This is a genomic window from Virgibacillus siamensis, from assembly GCF_039522605.1.
GTDB lineage: Bacteria > Bacillota > Bacilli > Bacillales > Amphibacillaceae > Lentibacillus > Lentibacillus siamensis.
On record NZ_BAAADS010000001.1, the window covers coordinates 164,682 to 188,261 of the forward strand.

The 23,580-nt window shown below is 42.1% G+C and carries 28 protein-coding genes; 4 read left to right on the plus strand and 24 right to left on the minus strand.

What is annotated here, in order from left to right; all coding sequences use genetic code 11:
• Nucleotides 1–50: 50 nt before the first annotated feature.
• A complete protein-coding gene (clpP, locus tag ABD010_RS00860; RefSeq protein ID WP_343809391.1) occupies nucleotides 51–644 on the plus strand; it encodes an ATP-dependent Clp endopeptidase proteolytic subunit ClpP in 594 nt (197 codons plus the stop codon).
• 186 nt (nucleotides 645–830) lie between these two features.
• On the opposite strand, the gene ABD010_RS00865 is transcribed toward clpP, so the two are convergent.
• From ABD010_RS00865 to ABD010_RS00895, 7 genes are all read right to left on the minus strand, one after another.
• Nucleotides 831–1,085, minus strand: coding sequence for an HPr family phosphocarrier protein (locus tag ABD010_RS00865; RefSeq protein WP_343809393.1), 255 nt, complete (start codon nucleotides 1,083–1,085; stop codon nucleotides 831–833).
• Nucleotides 1,086–1,242: 157 nt separating this feature from the next.
• Entirely contained in the window at nucleotides 1,243–2,196 is a 954-nt protein-coding gene (gene whiA, locus ABD010_RS00870; protein ID WP_343809395.1) for a DNA-binding protein WhiA, read from the minus strand.
• A 28-nt stretch (nucleotides 2,197–2,224) separates the two neighbouring features.
• Nucleotides 2,225–3,181, minus strand: a complete 957-nt coding sequence (locus tag ABD010_RS00875) for a gluconeogenesis factor YvcK family protein (RefSeq protein ID WP_343809397.1) — start codon at nucleotides 3,179–3,181, stop codon at nucleotides 2,225–2,227.
• Nucleotides 3,181–4,068: an RNase adapter RapZ gene (rapZ, locus tag ABD010_RS00880; protein WP_343810146.1), complete on the minus strand. Its 888-nt coding sequence runs from the start codon at nucleotides 4,066–4,068 to the stop codon at nucleotides 3,181–3,183. The genes ABD010_RS00875 and rapZ overlap by 1 nt, the downstream gene beginning before the upstream one ends.
• Nucleotides 4,069–4,089: 21 nt before the next feature.
• Nucleotides 4,090–4,545 (minus strand): NUDIX hydrolase, encoded by a 456-nt coding sequence (locus ABD010_RS00885; RefSeq protein ID WP_343809399.1) that lies wholly within the window; start codon nucleotides 4,543–4,545, stop codon nucleotides 4,090–4,092.
• A 352-nt stretch (nucleotides 4,546–4,897) separates the two neighbouring features.
• Nucleotides 4,898–5,851: a thioredoxin-disulfide reductase gene (gene trxB / locus ABD010_RS00890; RefSeq protein ID WP_343809401.1), complete on the minus strand. Its 954-nt coding sequence runs from the start codon at nucleotides 5,849–5,851 to the stop codon at nucleotides 4,898–4,900.
• A gap of 85 nt (nucleotides 5,852–5,936) precedes the next feature.
• Nucleotides 5,937–6,932 (minus strand): tetratricopeptide repeat protein, encoded by a 996-nt coding sequence (locus ABD010_RS00895; RefSeq protein ID WP_390350878.1) that lies wholly within the window; start codon nucleotides 6,930–6,932, stop codon nucleotides 5,937–5,939.
• A 653-nt stretch (nucleotides 6,933–7,585) separates the two neighbouring features.
• On the opposite strand from ABD010_RS00895, the gene ABD010_RS00900 reads away from it, so the two are divergent.
• From ABD010_RS00900 to ABD010_RS00910, 3 genes are all read left to right on the plus strand, one after another.
• Entirely contained in the window at nucleotides 7,586–8,536 is a 951-nt protein-coding gene (locus tag ABD010_RS00900; protein ID WP_343809405.1) for a LytTR family transcriptional regulator DNA-binding domain-containing protein, read from the plus strand.
• 186 nt (nucleotides 8,537–8,722) lie between these two features.
• On the plus strand, nucleotides 8,723–9,571 hold the full coding sequence (locus tag ABD010_RS00905; RefSeq protein ID WP_343809407.1) for an ABC transporter ATP-binding protein: 849 nt from the start codon (nucleotides 8,723–8,725) through the stop codon (nucleotides 9,569–9,571).
• Nucleotides 9,568–10,269, plus strand: a complete 702-nt coding sequence (locus tag ABD010_RS00910) for an ABC transporter permease (protein ID WP_343809409.1) — start codon at nucleotides 9,568–9,570, stop codon at nucleotides 10,267–10,269. Before ABD010_RS00905 ends, ABD010_RS00910 begins: the two co-directional genes overlap by 4 nt.
• A gap of 28 nt (nucleotides 10,270–10,297) precedes the next feature.
• Here ABD010_RS00910 and ABD010_RS00915 read toward each other — a convergent pair whose 3' ends face one another.
• From ABD010_RS00915 to ABD010_RS00995, 17 genes are all read right to left on the minus strand, one after another.
• On the minus strand, nucleotides 10,298–11,971 hold the full coding sequence (locus ABD010_RS00915; protein ID WP_343809411.1) for a glycerol-3-phosphate dehydrogenase/oxidase: 1,674 nt from the start codon (nucleotides 11,969–11,971) through the stop codon (nucleotides 10,298–10,300).
• A gap of 229 nt (nucleotides 11,972–12,200) precedes the next feature.
• On the minus strand, nucleotides 12,201–12,587 hold the full coding sequence (dhaM, locus tag ABD010_RS00920) for a dihydroxyacetone kinase phosphoryl donor subunit DhaM (RefSeq protein ID WP_343809413.1): 387 nt from the start codon (nucleotides 12,585–12,587) through the stop codon (nucleotides 12,201–12,203).
• Nucleotides 12,587–13,210, minus strand: coding sequence for a dihydroxyacetone kinase subunit DhaL (gene dhaL, locus ABD010_RS00925; RefSeq protein WP_343809416.1), 624 nt, complete (start codon nucleotides 13,208–13,210; stop codon nucleotides 12,587–12,589). The genes dhaM and dhaL overlap by 1 nt, the downstream gene beginning before the upstream one ends.
• Before the next feature lie 18 nt (nucleotides 13,211–13,228).
• Nucleotides 13,229–14,218 (minus strand): dihydroxyacetone kinase subunit DhaK, encoded by a 990-nt coding sequence (gene dhaK / locus ABD010_RS00930; RefSeq protein ID WP_343809418.1) that lies wholly within the window; start codon nucleotides 14,216–14,218, stop codon nucleotides 13,229–13,231.
• 211 nt (nucleotides 14,219–14,429) lie between these two features.
• The gene (glpK, locus tag ABD010_RS00935; protein ID WP_343809419.1) at nucleotides 14,430–15,923 is read right to left on the minus strand and encodes a glycerol kinase GlpK; all 1,494 of its coding nucleotides are present in this window, start codon (nucleotides 15,921–15,923) and stop codon (nucleotides 14,430–14,432) included.
• A gap of 17 nt (nucleotides 15,924–15,940) precedes the next feature.
• Nucleotides 15,941–16,771 carry an MIP/aquaporin family protein gene (locus tag ABD010_RS00940; protein ID WP_343809420.1) on the minus strand — a complete coding sequence of 277 codons (831 nt, stop codon included), beginning with the start codon at nucleotides 16,769–16,771 and terminating at the stop codon, nucleotides 15,941–15,943.
• A 348-nt stretch (nucleotides 16,772–17,119) separates the two neighbouring features.
• Nucleotides 17,120–17,662 (minus strand): glycerol-3-phosphate responsive antiterminator, encoded by a 543-nt coding sequence (locus ABD010_RS00945; RefSeq protein WP_343809422.1) that lies wholly within the window; start codon nucleotides 17,660–17,662, stop codon nucleotides 17,120–17,122.
• 13 nt (nucleotides 17,663–17,675) lie between these two features.
• Nucleotides 17,676–18,194, minus strand: coding sequence for an acyltransferase (locus ABD010_RS00950; RefSeq protein ID WP_343809424.1), 519 nt, complete (start codon nucleotides 18,192–18,194; stop codon nucleotides 17,676–17,678).
• A gap of 3 nt (nucleotides 18,195–18,197) precedes the next feature.
• The gene (gene ppaX / locus ABD010_RS00955) at nucleotides 18,198–18,833 is read right to left on the minus strand and encodes a pyrophosphatase PpaX (protein ID WP_343809426.1); all 636 of its coding nucleotides are present in this window, start codon (nucleotides 18,831–18,833) and stop codon (nucleotides 18,198–18,200) included.
• Nucleotides 18,808–19,767, minus strand: coding sequence for a nucleoside recognition domain-containing protein (locus ABD010_RS00960; RefSeq protein WP_343809428.1), 960 nt, complete (start codon nucleotides 19,765–19,767; stop codon nucleotides 18,808–18,810). The genes ppaX and ABD010_RS00960 overlap by 26 nt, the downstream gene beginning before the upstream one ends.
• A 27-nt stretch (nucleotides 19,768–19,794) precedes the next feature.
• Nucleotides 19,795–20,631 (minus strand): prolipoprotein diacylglyceryl transferase, encoded by an 837-nt coding sequence (gene lgt / locus ABD010_RS00965; RefSeq protein ID WP_343809430.1) that lies wholly within the window; start codon nucleotides 20,629–20,631, stop codon nucleotides 19,795–19,797.
• 12 nt (nucleotides 20,632–20,643) lie between these two features.
• Entirely contained in the window at nucleotides 20,644–21,579 is a 936-nt protein-coding gene (gene hprK / locus ABD010_RS00970; protein ID WP_343809432.1) for an HPr(Ser) kinase/phosphatase, read from the minus strand.
• Between the two features lie 145 nt (nucleotides 21,580–21,724).
• Complete coding sequence (locus tag ABD010_RS00975; protein ID WP_343809434.1) at nucleotides 21,725–22,087, minus strand: phage holin family protein; 363 nt, start codon at nucleotides 22,085–22,087, stop codon at nucleotides 21,725–21,727.
• Complete coding sequence (locus tag ABD010_RS00980; protein WP_343809436.1) at nucleotides 22,087–22,281, minus strand: PspC domain-containing protein; 195 nt, start codon at nucleotides 22,279–22,281, stop codon at nucleotides 22,087–22,089. Before ABD010_RS00980 ends, ABD010_RS00975 begins: the two co-directional genes overlap by 1 nt.
• Before the next feature lie 20 nt (nucleotides 22,282–22,301).
• Nucleotides 22,302–22,973 (minus strand): bacillithiol biosynthesis deacetylase BshB2, encoded by a 672-nt coding sequence (gene bshB2, locus ABD010_RS00985; RefSeq protein ID WP_343810148.1) that lies wholly within the window; start codon nucleotides 22,971–22,973, stop codon nucleotides 22,302–22,304.
• 23 nt (nucleotides 22,974–22,996) lie between these two features.
• The gene (locus tag ABD010_RS00990) at nucleotides 22,997–23,350 is read right to left on the minus strand and encodes a YojF family protein (RefSeq protein ID WP_343809438.1); all 354 of its coding nucleotides are present in this window, start codon (nucleotides 23,348–23,350) and stop codon (nucleotides 22,997–22,999) included.
• A gap of 37 nt (nucleotides 23,351–23,387) precedes the next feature.
• Nucleotides 23,388–23,522, minus strand: coding sequence for a hypothetical protein (locus tag ABD010_RS00995; protein WP_343809440.1), 135 nt, complete (start codon nucleotides 23,520–23,522; stop codon nucleotides 23,388–23,390).
• Between the last annotated feature and the right edge of the window lie 58 nt (nucleotides 23,523–23,580).

Sequence of the window (23,580 nt, forward strand, 5' to 3'; positions counted from 1 at the left end):
AGGAATTAAATGGATTATTAATTCGAGATGAAATAAGGAGGATTTAACGCATGAATTTAATACCTACAGTCATTGAACAGACAAATCGTGGAGAGCGCGCGTATGATATTTACTCACGTCTATTGAAAGATCGAATCATTATGCTTGGCAGCGGTATTGACGACAATGTTTCCAACTCAATTGTTGCACAGTTGCTTTTCCTTGCTGCAGAAGATCCTGATAAGGACATTTCCCTGTACATCAATTCACCAGGCGGATCGATTACAGCTGGCATGGCAATCTACGACACTATGCAATTCATTGAACCCGATGTATCAACAATCTGCACAGGTATGGCTGCATCAATGGGTGCATTTCTGCTTGCCGCCGGTGAAAAAGGAAAACGTTATGCACTGCCGAACAGTGAGGTAATGATTCACCAGCCATTAGGCGGTACCCAAGGACAGGCAACAGATATCGAAATCCATGCAAAACGAATCATTCAAATGCGTGAAAAAATCAATCAGATCCTGTCCGATCGCACTGGTCAGCCAATCGAAGTAATCGATCGTGATACAGACCGTGACAACTTCATGACGGCCGAGAAATCAGTAGACTATGGCCTGATTGATAAAATCCTGACCAACAATAAAGAAAAGAAATAACTGACATTACAGGGCTATTCCGATTCGGGATAGCCCTTTTTAATGTGCAGCGATAATGTTCTTCTTCTGAGGTGTAATTGCTGTTCTATCGATATAACCATTCTTCTCCCGTTAAATCTGTTCTTCTCCCGATATACATATATTCTCTGATCAAAATAAAAATGCCTCTTCACCTCAGAGACGTTTTTAATCGATGGTAATAAATTCTGTTAAACTGTCGAGCGCCCGTTCTTCATCGGAACCATCTGCCATTAGTGTGATGGTTTCTCCTGTTGTTACAGCCAGACTCATCAGCCCCATAATACTTTTGGCGTTAACTCGTTTTCCGTCCTTTTCGAGAAACAAATGTGCTGCAAATTTATTTGCTTCCTGTACAAATAATGCTGCCGGCCTCGCTTGTAATCCGCTATCAAGTTCAACTTGAACCGATTTCTGAATCAAATTCCTCATCTCCCTTTCTAGTTGAAATCGTTTGCATAATTCATTAAAAATCCGGCTGCCGTTTATTTATAACGGTAGCCTCTTACAATTTAACAATAAATTCAGATTAAATTACGCCTAGTATATCATAAACAAGCTATACAAATGTAATGTTAACCTACTCATTTTTCAAAAAATTTGTGTCATATTGAATTTTATCGGCAAATTCATCAATTTTTTTCAGCCGATGATTGACACCGGATTTGGATATTTTTCCGGTAGAAACCAGTTCACCGAGCTCTTTCAGAGACACATCCTGGTGCTTGACACGCAATTCAGCAATTTCCTGCAGCTTTTCCGGCAATGCATCAATTCCGACAGTCCGTTCAATCAGCTTAATATTTTCAATTTGCCGGAATGCCGCTCCTATCGTTTTATTCAAATTAGCCGTTTCACAATTCACCAGCCGATTTACTGAATTCCGCATATCCCGTACAATCCGTACATCCTCGAACTTGAATAATGCGTTATGTGCACCAATGATACTTAAAAATTCGGTAATCTTTTCCGCTTCCTTTAAATAAGTGATATACCCTTTTTTACGTTCCAGCTTTCGTGCACGAAGATCAAATTTGTTCAACAGATCACATAACGCATCATTATGCTCTTCATATGCATTAAAAATTTCCAGATGATAGGAGGAAGTTTCCGGATTGTTAATGGAACCTCCCGCCAAAAATGCTCCCCGCAAATAAGACTTTTGACAGCAAGATTTTTTTAAATACCGTTTGGAAATTGTCCGGACAAATGTGTGCGGTGTTTGTAAAATTTCCAGCTCTGTCAGCAAATTTTCTACATCTTCTTTGATCCGCACGATGTATACATTATTTTTCTTCAGCTTCATTTTCTTTCGGACGAGCAATTCAACCGGAAGATCATATAGGTTTTTGATTAATGTATAGATACGACGGGCAATCGCAGCATTTTCAGTTTGTACATCCAAGGTGTATTTTCGCTGTGACATAGATATAACACCATTCATCCGAATAAGTGCTGCCAGTTCGGCGTATTGACAACATTTATCCGTTTCTATCCCAGTTAGTTCCTTTTTTATTTCCGATGCAAATGACAACTTGCCACCCCCTTCTGTCAGACCATTATCACTCCATAATCGAGTAAAGCAGTTTTGCTATTTTATGTGTATCATGCCTGAGTGTCGTTTTGGAATGATTGATGATATCTCCTTCAATAATTTGGAGTCCCATCTCCAGTAACCGGTCTGTATCATAGACAACTGGTTCGGCATTCTCTTCTGCATACACATCACGGACATTTTTATTTATTGGTTCATTATGCACAATAATCGAGTCAACCGCTTTTTCCCCTATATGGTTACAAATCGCCTGAACATGGTCTGATGCCGTATAACCGGTTGTTTCTCCCGCTTGGGTCATGACATTGCATACATATACGACTTTTCCATTTGTATCATGCAGTGCCTGATCCACTTGCGGTATAATCAGGTTCGACAGAATACTCGTGTATAAGCTGCCAGGTGCTATTACGACCAAATCCGCATTTTCAATTGCCTTCAAAGCATTCGGAAACGGCTGCACCGGCTGAGGACTTAAAAACACATGCTTGATTCGTTTGTTGGCTAAAGGAATTTTCGACTCACCGGAAATAATTGAGCCATCTGCCATCTCTGCATGGAGTGACATATTTTCGTTGGAAATCGGATAAATCTTCCCCTTCACATTCAATACGCGGGAAATTTCCTTTATTCCGATATAGAAGTCACCAGTAATCGATGTCATTGCGGCCAGAAGCAGATTCCCCATCGAGTGGCCGGACAAACCATTCCCTGCTGCAAATCGGTGTTGAAAAAGTTCCAGCAACATTGGTTCGGCATCCGACAAAGCAGCGATCACATTACGAATGTCACCAGGAGCCGGCATTGCCATTTCGTTACGGAGTCTGCCGGTGCTACCACCGTCATCTGCCACTGTAACAAGTGCAGTCAACTCTACTGGTAAATTTTTTAAACCTCTTAGCAGCACAGGCATACCTGTTCCACCACCGATTACAACAACCCGGGGTTTATCGTTGTTCCGCATTATGAATGTCCCTTTCTTTTATCAATATCACGGTGTGTTACATGGGTAATGTAATTTGCCGACAGCTGTTTGGCAAAATATTCTGCAAGAGCGACTGAGCGGTGCTGGCCGCCCGTACAGCCAATTGCTACTACAAGTTGTGATTTACCTTCTTTTTTATATTGAGGAAGCATGAATTGAAGCATATCAAGAACCTTCTCATTAAACTTCTGCGTGTCAGACCATTTAAACACATAGGAAGAGACTTCAGGATTCAAACCCGTCAATGGCTGCATATGCGACACATAATGCGGATTTGGTAAAAAACGCACATCAAATACAAGGTCTGCATCAATTGGTATTCCATACTTAAATCCGAATGAAACCATATGGACAGAGAAAATTTCCTGTTTCTCCTCTGTATATGCCTTCAGAATTTTGTCCCGCAGCTCCTTTGGCTTCAAATTTGTCGTATCGATAATCCGTTGCGCACGCCCTCTTAATTCATCAAGTATATGACGCTCTTGCTGAATTCCCTTAAGGGGAAGTCCGCCCACCGCCAGCGGATGTGCTCGTCGCGTCTCTTTATATCTCGTAACAAGTGATTCGTCTTTTGCATCAAGGAACAGAATATGTTCATGAAGCCAATCTTCTTCACCCAAAATATCAAGTGCTTCAAACAATGAATCAAAAAATTCGCGGCCACGCAGATCCATCACCAACGCTACTTTGCGGATATTATTGGTTGAATCACGCATTAATTCCAGAAACTTGGGAAGTAATGCCGGGGGAAGATTATCAACACAGTAATACCCCAAATCCTCAAAACTCTGTACTGCAACCGTTTTTCCGGCACCGGACATTCCTGTAATGACAACTAATTTCGTTTCCTGTTCACTTGCTGACATCATTATTCCCCCTAACTAAAACTACTGGTCTAAATGATATTCAATCAGATCATAATTCTCCGTATAAACAAATGACCCGTAGAGCGGTTCATTTGATGATAACACATGCTGGAATATTTTCCGGTCCCCTTCCGCCATTGGAATATTGTTAATTTCTTCAAAGGGAATCCATTCCAACTCTCCTTCATTACAGAAAGCAGTCAGCTCTCCGGAAAATTCTCTGCATACAAACGTAAACATCATCCATTCCTGAACGAACACAGTATCATTGTATATTGTAAATGTAAAAACACTGGCAAGTTCAGGGGTCTCCAGCTTTAATTCAGTTTCTTCACGGAATTCTCTAATAACCGATTCCTTAATTGATTCACCCTGCTCCATCTTGCCGCCGGGAATCGCATACCAGCCCCGACGCGGTTTTTTCAACATTAAAATATAATTATTATTTATTAATATGCAATTCGTTACACGTTGCATTCCTTATTCACCTCTCAGTAAAGAGGGACTATTCACCATCATTACTATTATATTAGAAATCTTGGCTTATCGCCAATCTTTCATGCCGAAAATCTTAATTGTAAATGTATTGGTACTTCCCTTCCTGCCCATGAAAAAATGAACGAAACAGGAAGATGTTTATGCTCGACACATTTGGACAAGGACAAAAAAAGATGCAGGTGAAATCACATTCACCTGCACAAGAACTAATTTATTTATTAAAAGGGGGTCAATTAGTTAATTATATTGTACCCGAATTTTATTGCATGCGTGTTACAACAGGGTTAAAAAGCAATTACTTTCGAAAAAAATTCAGTTTTTCTTTAAAAAATTACGATTTAGCAGCTTTCAGATCCTCCATCAGATTCTCAATATACTTCTGTGCATTTTCAGCTGCAATACTGCCATCTCCGGTAGCTGTCACAATTTGTCGCAGCGTTTTTTCCCGAATATCTCCGGCAGCATAAATTCCGGGGATTGACGTCTCCATATTTTCGTCTGTTGGAATGTACCCTTCGTCATTGGTAATTCCCAATGATTGAAACGGCTCACTGAGCGGAACCATACCAATATAAATGAACACTCCGTCAATTGGCAATTCAGACTCTTCACCGGTTTTATTGTTAAACAGGGATACACTGCTGACTTTTCCATCCGGACCGTTGATGGTTCTTGCTTCTGTGTCCCAGATAAAGTCAATTTTGTCATTATCAAACGCACGATCTTGGATAATTTTTTGCGCACGCAGTTGATCACGACGATGAACAACTGTCACTTTATCAGCGAAACGTGTCAAATAAATACCCTCTTCAACAGCAGAGTCCCCGCCGCCGATTACAAAAAGATTTTTTTCTTTAAAAAATGCACCGTCACAAACAGCACAGTAAGAAACACCGCGTCCGCCCAGTTCTTCTTCACCAGGGATACCCAGTTTCTTATATTGTGCACCGGTTGTTATGATGAGTACCCGTGTATTATATTCTTTTGACCCGGCGATAACGGTTTTGTATTCACCGTGATCCACGACATCTTTTATATCGCCATATGCATATTCCGCGCCGAATTTTTTTGCGTGCTCGAACATTTTATTGGATAAATCCGGTCCCAGTACATGCTCGAAACCGGGGAAATTTTCAACATCTTCCGTATTTGCCATCTGACCGCCAGGAATTCCGCGTTCAATCATCAGGGTATCCAGGTTTGCCCGTGATGCATAAACTGCTGCGGTCATTCCGGCAGGGCCTGCACCTGCTATAATTACATCATACATACGCTCGTCGGACATGATTCTCAGCCCTTTCTTTAACATTTATTCTCAAACCACATTTATCGTATTAAAATTACCGAATGAAGTCTACTTTTCTGCTTGATTATACCCAGGGACCATCCTGTTTGGATAATCCAGGGTGACGCTTGCACCCTTCCTCCCACAATGAGAGTGCTTTGGACGGCTCGCCGATACGGTAAGCAGAAATACTGTAGTACTTATAATAGGATAGGTAATTTTTCGCTGTACTTTTGGCAAGTCCGCGAAATCTTGAGTACGCTTCCTGATACATTTCCGTCTGCGCAAAGGTAATGGCAATCCGCAACCGCAGCTGTTCATGAAGCGGGTATACATTTTTCAGCGCCTGAATATGGCTTTCATATTTCGTTATATTTCCCAATTCATAAGAAAATATAGCAAGATTTATATGACTGTACAAGGAATTCGGATCCTGCTCCAGCTTGTCTGTTTCCATTGTAACTGCTTCATCCTGATAACCAGAGTAGAATAACGCCTGTGAATAGTCATGACTTACCAACGGATGTCCTGGAAATAGTGTAGTCATTTCTTCAAGTAATGGAAGTGCCTTATCCCAGTCATCATTTTCCAAATGATAAAAAACAGTCTCCTGATAAATGAGAAACTCATCTTCTTCATCAGTCAGCCAATCATCATCTATATCAATATCAACCATTTCAATAAGCTGTTCCGCGGCTTCATGAAACTCACCATCCGGTTCTTTTTCAAGATAGGAATTTGCATACTTCTTGGCATCATTCAATAGTCCAAGATGTGCATAATTATTTGCCAGCAGATAATAGCAATCCGTGTAATCACTGCCGGAGGATTCCAGCACTTTTGTCAACAATTGATTTGCCGTATGATATGCACCGATTTCCGTATAAATAATCGACATCTGACACTGATAAAGCGGATCCGCGGGTACCATTTCAATTGCCTTACGCAGCCATTTAATTGCCCCTTCGAAATTCCGCTTTTGAAAGGCCTCAACACCTTTTTGAAAATAAAAATCGCCTTCCGGAATAAGAGGGTAAACATTCTCCTGATGCTGATATGTTTTATTCTGATGCATGTTCATCCCCCCTAACTCGATTTATATCGACAAAAGTATATCATAAATACTGGAACAATCATACATGAAAAATTAAAAGTGTGTGTACATTTTATGGTGTATTTTTACTTATTATTAGTTTACCCGGTGTGGTGATCATTTGTGCAAATCAAATTGTTTCAGGAAAAAGCAGGATTTTCGCACATTTTGTCGAATAGAATGAGTAAACTGTTTTAGAGAGGTGATCCCACTGGTAAACAATTTTAGGTTCAAAACATACGATTTACTATTTCTTGAAGCCATTTTGCGGAGACTGCAAGCGAAATATTGGTACAACGAAAACCTTTTAACAGCCTATCGAAAAGAAAAAGCCGGGTATGACGGTGAAAATCAACTGAAATCGGTTCCCTGCCATTACCAATTATTAGCCCTTCCCATAATCTGGTCTTCTCCTGATAAATTCATTCTTCTCCCGTTAAAATTCGTTCTTCTCCCGTTAAAATTCGTTCTTCTCCCGTTAAAATTCGTTCTTCTCCCGTTAAATTCATTCTTCTCCCGTTAAATCTGTTCTTCTCCTAATCCTTCTTCTCTCATCACTTCCATCAAAAACCTTCATCCTTTCCCAGCCAAATCATGATATACTATACGTTGGAATTATTAATGAACTGAGGAGTATGATTATGTCCAAGTTTAAAATAGATACGGACGCTGCGGAAAATGAGTCGCTGCCTGGATTTTCCCTTACGATTGAAGGTATGGACCCGGCAGTTGTGCATAGTGATTCGGAAATGCAGGAGCAACTTATTGGCAGGCTTCAGCATAATGTTGATGTAACTATATTTGATATGAGCGAGGGATTGTACGAACGATTAACTGTAGAACAAAATGTATCCTTTTTCCATAAGTGGTTCGGTTGCAGTAAGCCGCTTCCGGAGATTCTGGTCATGTTTGAGCTGCAGCATTCCGCCGGCCAGCCGCTCAAAATATGTTCCACATCCGTATTGCGTCGCATTTACTTTGCCAAGCAATATATGATATCTGCTGCACTTATCGTCTTCCGGGAACCGATTCAGGGTGTTGATCTGCTGACCATCAACACATTCATGAAAATGCTGCAGGAACTGGCTGGTGATCAAACACCGGTACTCATCCTGGTCTCAAATCTGGAACATGCTTTTTTACTCAGTGATTCCCCATATAATCTGCACTGCCGCGGATTACATAAAGTCCAGATGGAAACCGGAAAGAAAGATGCCATGGAAGATAACACATCTCCCTCTCCATCGGTGAACAATTTATTTAAGGTTCCAGCAAAGATTGATGATAAAGTTATTTTGTTCGACCCTCTGGAAATCGATTATATCGAAAGCCAGGCCGGAAAATCACAGATTGTCATTAACAATGAATCATTTACAATGGATTCCACACTGGCTGAAATTGGGAAACAGCTGGAGTTTTATGGTTTTTATCGGTGTCATCGTTCCTATGTTGTAAATCTGCAAAAAGTACGTGAAATCATAACCTGGTCGAAGAATACCTATTCACTTCGAATTGACAATAAAACCCAATCAACAATCCCGCTTTCACGCACAAAGGTACAGGAAATTCAACAGATATTTAACCTGAAATAATGATTTATTAACTAATCAACAGTACACTTCATCCCAAGCAGCATCCAATATATTCTGCCATCGCCCCGGACTCAACATGACACTGGTACATTTCAGCTTTTTATTTACTCATTTCAACTTATTATTACTGCAATCAGGGGCTTTTCGGGATAACATGAAAACAGACTTAGGCAAGGAGGTTTTACATTGGAAAATGTAATTGAAGCGAAACACTTAATGAAAAAATTCGGACAGAAATCCGCTATTGATGATTTAAGTTTTCAGGTCCGGAAGGGGGAAATTTTTGGACTGCTTGGACCAAGTGGATCAGGTAAAACAACTACCATCAAAATTTTAACAGGGGAGTTGAACAAGACAAGTGGAGATGTTTCGGTCTTGGGCGAATTGTCATCAGATTTCAGATCGTCCCAATTCAAATCAAAAATTGGTATTCTGTCAGATAACAGTGCGTTATATGAACGGCTGTCTGTCTATGACAATCTGAAACTATTCTGTAAACTTTACCATGCACCTCTCAAGCAGATTGATGCGATATTGCATGATGTAAATATGGAACGGGAACGCACCAAAACAGTTTCAAAGTTATCAAAAGGTATGAAACAACGTATTCTGCTTGCCAAAGCACTTATTCATAAACCTGCGCTTGTTTTTCTCGATGAGCCGACTTCCGCACTCGACCCGGGAAATATGGCACAAATCCACCGCGGACTTCAGGCGCTCAACGAAGCAGGTACGACGATTTTTTTAACTACACACAATATGGAGGAAGCCACTGAATTGTGTGATCGGGTCGCCTTTTTAAACAATGGAAAATTGCAGGAGCTTGATGAACCGGAAGCACTTCGTTACAAGTATTCGACCCATGCCTTTCACGTGGAAACGATTGATGGCGAAAAACTTGTAATCGATAATACTTCAACGAATGCAGACCAGATCAGGACTTTAATTGCAGAGGAACAAGTCAGGTCAATCAATACCGATAAACCAACGCTCGGGCAAATCTTCTTAAAGGTGACCGGAAAGGAGCTGGTATGATGAATGTGCAGCGTATCCAGGCGATTTTTGAAAAAGATATCAAAGATTTCATGAAAAATATGATGCTGTTAATGATGCCGGTTATTTCGGTTATTCTGGCATTAATGTATTCCCGTCTTGGCGGCGGCGGGGAAGAGCTTCCGCTATTTATGATTTACCTGATTGTAGGAGTAATATTTTCAGCAGTTACTGCAGGTTGTATCATGATGATGATGGCAGAGGAAAATGAAAAGAAAACTTTACGCGGCCTCGCCCTGTCTCCTGCATCGTTTATCGATATTCTGGTAGGAAAAAGTCTGGTAACAGGTCTGATTACAGTGGTTACACTGGTTATTTCATTGCTGATTGTCGGAATGGAACCGTTTCTGGCAATCAAACCAATCATTGGTCTGGTACTATTATTCCTGTTCTTTTTATCCCTTGGAATCGGAATTGGTTTATTTGCTAAAACGGCAGCGGCTACATCTGCATACATGATGCCAGTGATGTTTTTATTCGGATTTACACCAATGTTTAGAATGCTCGGAATTGATGAGGACAGCATTGTAACAAAAATATTAGAAGTTTTTCCGCTCCCCCAGTTGATTAAAATGCATGATACAGAGTCCTGGATGCAACTGGGAATTGTCTTTATTTGGATGATTGGCGCCGCACTGTTCATGTATATCTGCTTCCGAAAAACGAGAACGGATGATTGAAAAGAAAAGGCTAATCGCATTATTGCGATTAGCCTTTATTCATTTCCACCGGATGCACTGCCTCATAAAGCAGCTGTTCAAGTTCGTCCGTGTAGGTTTTCGTTTGTTCGTCGCTCCATTTAAGTCTATCCGCCATGTAAGCAATCACATTGTCTTTATGCGTCCGCACAAATTCAATATCAAAGAACAATGCCCCGGTCCGCCGGATAAAGAAATCAACTGGTTTATACGTTAATTCGTATTCGATGGCATATGTCAATTCCGCAAATACGGTCGGATCAATCCCTGCCTTTTCCGCATTCACCTTTTCATCGCGGTACAGCTGAAATATTTTATCTGTATTGGCGCCATATTTCTGAACTAAGAAATTGGCAGTTTCTTCATCAATCCCGAGATCGGCAGCCTCAGAAAGTTTGGCATCCGTAAATTTCCGGAAACCTTGTGATCCGCCAACTTCACCACCGGATATCGGCAAATGCTCTGTCACCGATTCGGAATAGAGAATGTCTTCCTCTTTTTTCAACTGGCCGACAACTGTGTCCACTGCATCTGCAGCCATTTTGCGATACCCGGTCAGTTTGCCGCCAGCCATTGAAATCAAGCCAGATTCTGAAATAAAGATCTCATCTTTCCGTGAAATTTCATCCGGATCATCTTTTCCTTCTTCAGCAATCAGCGGCCGCAATCCTGCATAGCTCGAATCCACATCATTCTTCGTTATTTCCTGGGATGGAAAAATATAATTTATTGCATTAATCAAATAGTCACGATCAGCATCGGTCATGACCGGATAGGCAATATCCCCGTCATAGCTTGTATCCGTTGTTCCTACGTACGTCTTCTTATTACGTGGAATGGCGAAAACCATTCTGCCGTCAGGGGCATCAAAATAAATTGCTTGCTTCAGTGGAAAACGTTCCTTGGAAAATACAAGATGGACCCCTTTCGTCAGATACAATGATTTACCAACCTTGGAACCATCGATTTCGCGCAAATCATCTACCCAAGGGCCGCCTGCATTAACAATTTTTTTAGCGTAAATGGTGTGTTGTTCCCCAGTAAGCTGATCTTCCACAACCACTCCGGAAACTTTTCCTGACTTATAGATTAAGTCAACAGCCTTAGCATAATTAATGGCATGTACCCCGTTTTCAACGGCTTTTTTGATCACCTCAATTGTCAGTCTCGCATCGTCCGTTTTATACTCAACATAATAGCCAGAGCCCTTTAAGCCTTCTGATTTAACAAGTGGTTCTTTGTTTAGTGTTTCATCGACACTGAGCATTTTTCGGCGTTCATCTTTTTTTACGCCTGCCAGAAAATCATAGACACGCAGTCCGACATTTGTCGTAAACGGACCAAAGTTTCCGTCTTTATAAAATGGAAGCATCATCCATTCCGGTGTCGTCACATGTGGGCCGTTCTCATAAACAATCGCACGTTCTTTGCCAACCTCAGCAACCATTTTCACTTCAAATTGTTTCAAATAGCGAAGGCCGCCATGCACAAGCTTTGTTGAACGGCTTGATGTTCCTGCCGCAAAGTCCTGCATTTCAATGACACCGGTATTCAACCCTCTGGTAACAGCATCGAGCGCAATCCCTGAACCAGTAATGCCCCCACCGATCACCAGAACATCCAACTGTTTATCGGTTAAGTTTTGATAAATTTTATCCCTGTGATAACTTGAAAAAATAGACATAATCCGTTCAAACCTCCCTTAATATCCATACCCATTTTTTGCTTGAATCATGTGTCATATCACATTTTGATTTTTAATAGACTTTGTTGTAATACCGTGCCCGGAAAAGAAAAAACCACAAATTAGACTGATGGCATAGCTTGCCATCAGCAATTTGTGGTTTCTCCATTTCTCCGACACATTTATTAACTTGATTTCAATTCTACCACAGCCGCTTCCAAACGTAAAGTTATTTGACTTCCTCACCATACTTTTTCACAACAGCGCTATATACATCTGCAAATTCTTTTCCCATTCCTGACTCAACCGCACCAAGGTAAGCACCTTCCATGATTGGTGCTTCCATCAGTCGTACATTTTCAACTCCGGTCAACTCAATAGCAAGTTCGGCATTCATTTTAGCGCTGCCGATATCATAAAATAACAAAACTCCATTGCCGTGATCTGCTCGCTCGATTGCTGCCTGAATTTTTCCGGGGTTTGTTCCGATTTCATTATCTTCGGTTCCACCGGCAAGTTCAATAGGTACATCGTGAATTACCTGCCGGATCATATCATAAATCCCTTCTGCAATCTTCGGACTATGTGATATAAGCACCAATCCTGTATAGGCCATTAGTTTTTGCCTCCTTTAACCGCTTCAGCCAAACCGGAGAAAATATAAAATGATGTAACAGCACCAGGATCGAGATGCCCGATTGATTTTTCCTTAAAATAAGCAGCTCTCCCTTTTGTCGCCATCATATCTTTCGTTTTTTCCATAGCATCTTTTGCAGTTTCGGTTATCACTTCAGCTGAAAATTGATCCACAGCAGAAAAATAATCTGCCATCGGTGACCAGACATCCAGCAGTGTTTTTTCTTCTTCGGTCGCTTTTCCCCGTTGTTTAATGCCATTTATCGCCTCGTTAAGTGCCGCTGCAAAATCAGCTGTATCAAGCGACTCCTGTCCTTTAACAGCTGTTGACATCTTCAGAAAAGCAGTTCCCAAAAGCGGACCGGATGCACCGCCAACTTTTGAAATCAGCGTCATTGCAGTGTCCTTCAACACATCTGAAATTGCTTCATATTCCTGATCTGTAACTTTATTGAGTACTTCCTGAAAGCCCCTGGCCATGTTAATCCCATGGTCACCATCACCAATTGCCTGGTCAAGCTCCGTTAAATATGCCTTATTTTCCTGAATATTTGTATTAGATATTTCCAACCATGCAATGATTTCTTTTACGGTTAATTCCATTTTGCATTGATCCTTTCATCAGCGAAAAGCGGGTGCAGCAGTATCTGCATCCAACAACGCTTTAAGTTCATCATCAAGTTTCATTAAGGTAACCGAACATCCCGCCATTTCCAGAGACGTCATAAACTCTCCAATGTATGTCCGATACACATGAATATCTTTATCCTTTAGTATTTGCTGAACTTTTTTATTTACAATAAACAATTCCATTTCAGGCGTAGCGCCCAGGCCATTTATCATTACAGCAACTTCTGATCCCGAATAATCCAAATCACGCAGTACCTTTTCCGCCAATCGCTCAGCAATTTCATTGGAGGATTTCAGGGATTCCCGCTCAATTCCAGGCTCACCGTGAATTCCGATACCAATTTCCATTTCGTTTTCACCCAGCTCAAAACTCGGTTTTCCTGCTTCAGGAACAATACAGGATGTCAGCGCCATGCCAATTGAACGCACGTTTGCGACCGCTTTATCAGCCACAGCCTTGATTTCTTTTAGAGTGGCACCTTTTTCAGCCATAGAACCGACAATTTTGTGTATGAGAACGGTTCCGACAATTCCTCTTCGACCGGTCGTAAACGAACTGTCCTCAACTGCGACATCATCATTTACCACTACTTGTTCCACATCAATTCCCTCAGCTTCGGCAAGTTCAGCGGCCATTTCAAAATTGATGACATCACCAGTATAGTTTTTAATGACAAGAAATACTCCGTTTCCACCATCAACTGCTTTGATTGCTTCCAATACCTGATCCGGGGTTGGTGAGGTGAAAACTTCTCCAGATACAGCGGCATCAAGCATTCCTTTTCCAACATAGCCGGCATGAGCAGGTTCATGCCCGCTTCCACCACCACTCACAATACCAACTTTGCCTTTAACAGGGACATCATTTCTGACAATAACGGATGTTTCCGGCAGCTGCTTTACCGCATCCGGATATGCAGCAGCAATACCCTCTACCATCTCCTGCACAACTTCATTGGCATTATTAATAATTTTTTTCATTGACCATCCCTCACTTTCGGATAATGTATAATATTTTTGTTTTACATAATTGAACTAAACTGCTACATAAGTGGACGTATTTATAGAAAACATTCCAGTAGTTATGTCGCCAGTTTATGGATATTTGTAAAAAACAACAACCATTAAAATGAACTTTTTAAAAAAGAGGGAAATCCTGATTCACCTCATTCATTCCCTCTGCCAAGAAATACTATTTAAACTGCCGGGTAGCTTCGACTGCCTTTTGCCACCCTGTGTATAATTCATTACGTTTTTCCTCTTCCATTTCATGTTTAAACATATGGTCGGTTTTCCATTGTTGAGCAATCTCGTTCTTATCTTTCCAATAGCCAACAGCCAGCCCTGCCAGATAAGCTGCCCCCAGTGCGGTTGTCTCCTGTACAACCGGACGCTCAACCGGAACTCCGAGAACATCGCTCTGGAATTGCATTAATAAGTCATTTTTAACAGCTCCACCATCCACACGCAACGTTTTCAGGTTTATTTCGGAATCGGTAATCATAGCATCGAGCACGTCTTTTGTCTGATAAGCAAGTGACTCAAGGGTAGCACGAATAAAATGTGCCCTTGTCGTTCCCCGGGTCAGCCCAAATACCGCACCACGCGCGTCACTGTCCCAATATGGTGTACCAAGACCGACAAATGCCGGAACCATATATACACCGTCCGTTGAATCAACTTCGGAAGCATACTCTTCACTTTGTGGTGCCGAATCAATCAGTTTCAAACCATCACGGAGCCACTGAATCGCTGAACCTGCAACGAAAATACTTCCTTCCAGCGCGTATTCAACCTTGCCATCAACACCCCATGCCAGCGTTGTCAACAAACCATTATCCGACTTGACACCTTCTTCACCAGTGTTCATCAGCATGAAACAGCCGGTTCCATATGTGTTCTTAGCCATTCCTGTGTCAAAGCATGCCTGGCCAAACAGTGCCGCCTGCTGGTCACCGGCAATACCGGCAATCGGTACTTCATGACCGAAGAAATGATAATCAACCGTGTTGGCATACACTTCCGATGATTGACGGACTTCGGGAAGCATGCTTTTCGGCACACCCAAAATGTCCAACAGTTCATCATCCCATTTTAAATCGTATATGTTAAACATCAGCGTTCTGGATGCGTTTGAATAATCAGTTATATGCGCTTTGCCGCCGGATAGTTTATGGACAATCCACGTATCCATTGTACCGAACAGTAAATCGCCATTATCCGCTTTTTCTCTTGCACCTTCCACATTATCCAAAATCCACTTTACCTTTGTTCCGGAAAAATACGGGTCAAGCAGTAATCCGGTTTTTTCCCGGAACAGATTGTTATAATCCTTAGCACGCAACTCTTTACAAATGTCCTCAGTCTGTCGTGACTGCCAGACAATTGCTTTATAAATTGGTTTTCCGGTATGTTTATCCCAAATCACCGTTGTTTCCCGCTGGTTGGTAATACCGATTCCGGCAATTTGACTTGGGTCAATATCGGATTTTCGCAGCACCTCGGCAATACAGGACAGTACAGATGTCCATATTTCATTCGCATCATGCTCCACCCAGCCGGGCTTTTCAAAAAACTGTTCAAATTCGGTTTGTGCTGTTTCTACAATTGATCCGTCCTGATCGAATAAAATTGCCCGCGAACTCGTCGTTCCCTGATCCAGTGATAAAATGTACTGTTTAGCCATAATCAAATTCCTCCCAATTAATTAATTTGTTCTTCAACTTTATCGGCTACGGTTCGGCCTTTTTTTAACTCCGAACTTGCTGCACTAATCATGATGACAAGCATTACAACACTTAACACCCAAAAGGTTACTGAATAATTTCCTACAAATATTGCCTTATAAAACACACCACCATAAGCACCGCCAAGAAGCGGGCCAACGACCGGTATCCAGCTGTATTCCCAGTCCGATCCACCTTTTCCAGGAATCGGCAGTACAGCATGGGCGATTCTTGGTCCAAGGTCACGGGAAGGATTAATCGCATACCCGGTAGTACCACCGAGTGACATTCCAATTGCAACAATCAACAGCCCGACAATTAACGGGTTTAATCCCTCTGTGAATTCGTTTGCACCAATAAACAAGAGTCCTGACACCAGGATAAATGTCCCGATAATCTCACTTACCAGGTTTGAAAATGGACTGCGAATCGCAGGGGTTGTACAAAAAACATCCCTCTTGGCTATTTTGTCCTCTGTTTTTTTCCAATGTGGCAAGTAATTCAAAAATACAATACAAGCACCAATGAATGCCCCGCACATCTGTGCAGAGATATACATCGGAACTTTTGCCCATGGGAAGTCTCCAGCTACTGCAAAGCCAAGTGTAACAGCCGGGTTAATATGGGCACCGGTAAATTTACCTACCGCATATACCCCCATTGTAACAGCAAGACCCCAGCCAATGGTAATGACAACCCATCCGGACCCCTCTGCCTTTGATCGACTTAGAGCGACTCCTCCAACAACACCTCCACCTAAAATAACAAGAATCATCGTTCCAACTAATTCTGCTAAAAACTCCGGCAAGCAGATCATCTCCCTTATAAATATATTGCGATTAAAAAGAACGAACACCAGCGGCCTGGCCGATAATTCCATATCTTTCAATCTGATAATTTCCCAAGCAAGAACAACATTAGAGCCTTCGTTGCACTTATGCAGGAAGAAGTTTTTTACTTCTTAGCTGCAAACAAAAACCCACACCTAAATAGACAGACCTCGTTCTGGAGGATCTATTCAAGTGTGGGTCTCCGTATCTCCACCACGTTCTTAACTTGTAAAACAATTTTACCGCAAAGTGTAACCGCTGTCAACTTTATTTTTTTGCATGTCCACCATAAGCGGACTGCCGGCATTCAATCGGCAATCCGCTTACTAGTTCCATAATTTGTTATTCGAAGTCGTCACGGCAACGGCCCCGCGATGTAGCGCGTTGTCGATCTCATCAGATGTACGGATTAATCCGCCGGCAATTACCGGTTTATCCGTCTGGCCTGTCAGTTCCTTTATGACGTCCGGAATAATGCCGGGTAAAACTTCAATGCAATCCGGCTTAAACCGATTAATCATTTTAATATTCTGTTCAAGCGCATGACTATCCAGCAGAAAAACCCGCTGGATTGCTAAAAGTTTATGCTTTTTGGCCAGCTTGATAATATTACCTCTCGTTGAAAGTACACCATACGGCTTAATTTCACGGACAAGAAATTCCATCCCATATTCGTCAGCCTTCAACCCTTGAATCAGATCAACATGAATTAATGCCTTCTTACCTGCGCGCTTGGTGTAATCCACCAGGCTTTTCAGGCGGGAAAGACGTGTTTCCAGGAAAACAACATATTCATAATCGGATTCCAAAGCTTTTTCGAAATCCTTCATTCTCCGTATCGCCGGAATAATTCCCGCTGGTATATCCATTTATAAAACCACCTTACAGCGAATCTTCATCCATCCGCTTTTCCATTTCCTCTTTTGTATAAATAAGTTTCATCGGATTGCCGCCAACAAAAGCACCTGCTGGAACATCCTTATGTACTAATGTTCCCGCCGAAACAATTGCACCGTCACCGATTGTTACACCGGGAAGTACCGTCGAATTCGCCCCGATCATTACTTCATCTCCGATCATAACTTCACCAATCCGATACTCCTTTATCAAATATTCATGTGCCAAAATGGTTGTATTGTAGCCGATAACACTATTGGCGCCAACGGAAATTTTTTCAGGAAACATAATATCCGGCATTACCATCAGAGCAAACGATGTCTCCTGACCGACTTTCATACGCAGAAAAGTCCGGTACATCCAATTCTTTACTGCAAGAAATGGCGTATACCGGGCAACTTGGATAAAAATAAAGTTCCGTGTCACTTTCCAGAATGGCACCGTCTTATAAATTTGCCACAATGGATTGGCATTTTTAACATGGTAACGCTCGGTTTTACGCATGTTTCACACTCCTGCAATTTTCAGTAGATCCATCATGTCATCAAGCATGTATGTCGGCTTGTAAGTCAGCAGCTTTTCCTTGCCTTTTAATGACCACGCCACACCAGCTGTCTGAACCCCGGCATTTTTTCCCGCATCAATATCATGTTGGTTATCCCCGACCATCAGCGTTGAATCAGCCATTGCATTCATATCCTGCATTGCCATTTCAATCGGTTCTGGATGGGGTTTGGCATGGGTAACATCATCCAATGTAATAATTGTTTCAAAGTAATGGTCCAGACCGGTTACTTTTAGCCCCATATTAACAGTGTGGCGCATTTTCGTCGTTACAATACCGGTTTTTATATTATGCCTATGCAATGCTTCGAGTGTTGCTGCAACATTCGGAAAAGCTGTTACAAAATGATCATGGTGATGCAGATTATGCTGCCGATACGTTGCAATCATTTCATCTGCGCGATTTGCATCAACCTGCAGAAAGGAATCCCGCAAAGGCGGGCCGATAAATTCAGCAGCATCGCTTCGTGAAAGCTCTTTTCCATATTGTTTGAATGTATACATAAATGATTCTATTATAAGCTCATTTGTATCAATCAGTGTTCCATCAAGATCAAAGAGTATTGTATGAATGTTCATTTGATGTTTCCTTCCTTTTTCGATTCTCCATCCGCTTCCAGACATATGCTACCGTCATCGTCAGCACGACAGCTGTGACAAACCGAATCAGCAATAACGGCAGAACAGGTATTCCAAGCGGTATAAATACAAGTGTATCCTCCACAACCGCGTGGCATGAGACAAGAAAAATCAATGCCAGATACATGTCGCGGCGGGAAACACCATCTTCCTCAACCGCCTGAATCATCATTCCGGCACCATAGGCAAGCCCAATCGTCAGCCCGGTCACAAGTGTCATCGAAGTGTTTTTTTCCATGCCAAGCAGTTTAGTAAAAGGGGTGAGTTTGTCAGAAATCAAGTCAAGCCAGCCGACTTCCCGGAAAAACTGCATGACCATCATCAGCGGAATTACGATTAGTGCGAGCTGTACCACAGCCAGCAGTGCAGTTTGCAAACCTTGCGTGATGATTTCACTCCAGCCGTCAGGTGATACTTCCGACGTGGATATTAAACCATATTCCGCGATTTCCCCTCCGCCGCTCCAAAGCAGGTTAATCACAATCGCAGAAAAAATTGCCAATGAAATCCGAATCCCGGTAATCAGCCAGCCGTTCACCCCTGCTTTGGACGCTACTGTTGATTCAATAAACAGATTATGGGAAAAAGACATCATTACCGCCATAATAAAGACTTCTTTTAATGTAAAATCGAATGAAACGATGGCTGCAATTCCAGCGTACAGATTTAACGCATTCCCCAACACCAGCGGAACAGCTGCTTCCCCGGAAAGCCCAAGTAATGCCATGAAAGGACTGATTTGTTCGATTATCCACGGCAGTACCGGTGTGTGTTGTAAAATCGTTACAATCAGGGTCACTGGAAAAATAACCTTTCCCAATGCCCATGTCACCTTTAACCCCTGTTGCAATCCACGGAACAGTATTCCTTTCACTCAATCACCCTTCTTTCTGAAATGCTGTTATTTCTTAATTTTTTTACCGTTATAGTGTCGTTCAGCCATTCCTGATACGCGACGGTAAATCATCAGACCAGCAACAAAAATAATCAGAACGACAGAAATAAACTGAGCCATGCGAATATCGGTTCCCGGAATATACAGGCTGTCCATTCGCATTCCTTCGATAAAAAAGCGACCCGCCGAATAGGCAATCACATAACTAAGGAACACTTCACCACGCAATGGATTGTATCTGCGCAATACAAGCAAAAATACAAAAATCAGCAGATTCCAAAGCGACTCATACAAAAATGTCGGATGATACATGGTGCCTTCAATACACATTTGATTCATGATGAAATCCGGCAGGTACTGAAGGAAATTATTATATACTGCCTCTGACACGGGGCCGCCATGTGCCTCCTGGTTCATAAAGTTACCCCAGCGGCCGATCGCCTGACCTAGAATCAGACTTGGTGCGATGATATCAGCCAGTTGCCAGAATGATATTTTTTTAACACGTGTATAAATGATTGCCGTTAACACGGAGCCAATCAGTGCACCATGAATCGCAATACCGCCTTCCCAGACAGCAAACACATCCCACCATGGAGCACCAGCATATCTGTCCCATTCAAACACCACATAATAAATACGTGCAAACAGAATGGCAGCCGGAATGGCAAACACAATCAAATCAATAATCAGATCTTTATCAAGACCAAGCCTATCAGATTCTTTTGTTGCCAAATATAGACCTATAAATACACCAAACGCAATAATCACGCCATACCAATAAATTGTTAATGGACCAAGTTCAAGAAACACCCGATCCAATGATGGTGCACTGCAACTCAATACAACCAGCTCCTATTCTATTTCATCTTTTCCCTGATCAATCATGGTAGTCAGCCGTTCGGAAAATTCTTCCGCGGCATTCACACCCATCCGCTTCAATCTGAAGTTCATTGCTGCCACTTCGATAATGACGGCAAGATTCCTTCCCGGACGAACCGGGATGGTGGCTTTCGGCAGACTAACATCCATAATTTTCATTTTTTCTTCATCAATGCCGAGCCGGTCATACTGCTTATTCTGATCCCAGAGCTCCAGGTTAATAATAAGCGATATCTTTTTATAACTGCGAACAGCGCCAGCCCCAAATAAGGTCATGACATTAATAATCCCAAGTCCACGTATCTCCAGAAGATGCTCAATTAATGGCGGCGGATTTCCAATCAGCCGGTCATAATCCTCCTGACGAATTTCTACACTGTCATCCGCAATCAATCTGTGTCCACGCTTTACAAGTTCCAAAGCTGTTTCACTTTTACCAACACCGCTCTGTCCGGTTATCAGCACACCCACTCCATAAATATCAACCAGCACTCCATGGATCGCTGTGAACGGTGCAAATTTTGCCTCAAGATAGTTCGTCAGGCGGCTGATGACTCTGGTCGTCGTTCTTGGCGAATGCAAAATCGGCACTCCCGACTCATTCGCCGCATCGAGCATGGCCTGTGGAATTTCCATCCCTCTTGAAATAACAATACCAGGTGTGATATCCGTACATAATTGTTCCATTCGTTCTTTTTTATTTGTATCACTTAAATCCAAAAAATACGCCATCTCCGTCTTGCCAATAAGCTGCAGACGTTCCCTTGGATAATAATTGAAATAGCCGGTCATCTCAATTCCCGGTCTTGAAATATCACTCGTTGTAATTTCTCTATGTATTCCATCTTCCCCTGCAACAAGGGTTAAATTGAAATTCTCCAGCAAATCTTTTGTCCGCACTTTTGCCATTTATTGTAACCTCCAGTTGATATCCCTGATACTGATGTTTATTGTAGCATATTTTTGTCCATCTCTATACAGCCAAAGTTCGAATTGGATCGGTCTATTTTTCAAAAACGGACAGAAAAATAAATCGCAGGGCACACCATACGATTTATCGCTCCGTTACTGTATCCCGTACCAGCCGGTTTAACAGTAAATTCAATATCGAAATAATAACTGCCGCAATGAATGCAGTACCGAATCCTTCTATCACAAAAGATTTATCCATAATTCCCTGTGTGATCATCAATGTAATTGCATTAATGACGAACAAGAACAGGCCAAGCGTCACAACCGTTATCGGCAGTGTCAATACAATCAGAATCGGCTTAACGATTACATTCAAAACAGCCAGAATAACACTGGCCAATAATGCTGTTCCAAAACCTTCAATATGAAACCCGTCGAATAATTGTGCGACGGCAATCAATGCAACCGCATTAAGCAAAATAGATATAAACCACCGAAGCAGCATTAGCGTACCTCCCGCTCAATTGGTATGACAAAAATGCAAATGATATACAAAATAATACCAAACGCTTCAAGCAGAATACTCACTGCGAATAGCAAGCGGATAATAGTCGGATCAATATGGAAATATTTTGCGATGCCCGCACAAACACCCGCCAATATGCGATTTGACCCTGACCGGTAAAGTCGTTTGGACATATAAATCCGCTCTCACTTTGTTATTTCTCATAGTTCCATATGAAAAAATGTTCTTTCCCCAAGTGCTTTTTAGCTTCTTCATGCATTTCACCATTTTGGTTACGGCTGTTCCGGATATTATTCAGCACTCCGCTTGCCTGGGATTTATGGGAAAGAATCGCTTCCATCTTTTCATCAAAAAACGATGCAACATCATTCTGAACTTCCGGTATACCGATTTCCTCATAATAATTGTTGGTAATCGCCTGCGCCCAAACAGTCGGACGTTCATCCGGGTCCATCAGCCGAACCGCTTCAACTGCGGCTGCTCCAAGCGCATTATGATCCGGATGTACCGCGTGTTCAGGATAATGCGTAATAACAAGACTTGGGTTAATTTCTTCCAGGATGCTTTTCAGATGCCTGGCAACTTCATCCCTGTCTTCAAATTCAAGCGTTTTGTCACGGTAGCCAAGCATACGCAAGTCTATATCCAGCTTCTTGCAAGCCTCCAGAAGTTCCTCCTTTCTGATTTCCGGAAGAACTTCCCGGTTGGCAAATGTGGGATTCCCCATATTTCTGCCCATTTCGCCAAGTGTTCCGCATAAATACGTTACCGGTACACCTTCCCGACGAAATTTAGTAATCGTTCCAGCAGCACCGAATGATTCATCATCCGGATGCGGATAGATAACTACAACATGTTTTTCCACCTGAATCACCTGATCCCTTCCCTTTAATACCGAAATGACGTCTCACTGATTTCGAGCGAGACCATTAGCCGGCCTTCCCGATCATGCCCAGCAAGCAATAATTGATTATCGTTATGAATCGTCCAGTCCGTCAGGCCTTCCGCATAAATCCAACCGATTTCCATCTTTAAACCTGCACGGTATGTTTTTCCATTTCCAACGATTTTAGCCTGTGAAAAATTCACTTTCGCATTACGGATATACGCGCCAACCGTATATGCCTTATCATCAAAATGACTGGCATAAGCCCCATTTGTTGTTTCAAGATGAACATAAACATCCTTATTCACAAAATGCTCAAGCCACTTTTGTACTTCTGTTTGTTGAATTGATTCCATCAGTTTGTTCCTCCCTGCTTCCCCGTCTCTTTTTACCTTATCGAATCACCTGTAATGCGTCAAAAAATCTGTCCGGCAAACGGGAAGTAAGGATTGCCAAACTGGTAAATGTTTTGCCGACCGATAAGTTGCTATTCTCCTGATAAATCCATTTTTCTCCCGTTAAACCCATTCTTCTCCCGTTAAATTCATTCTTCTCCGGATAAGCCTACCCTTTCCCCAAGAAACTG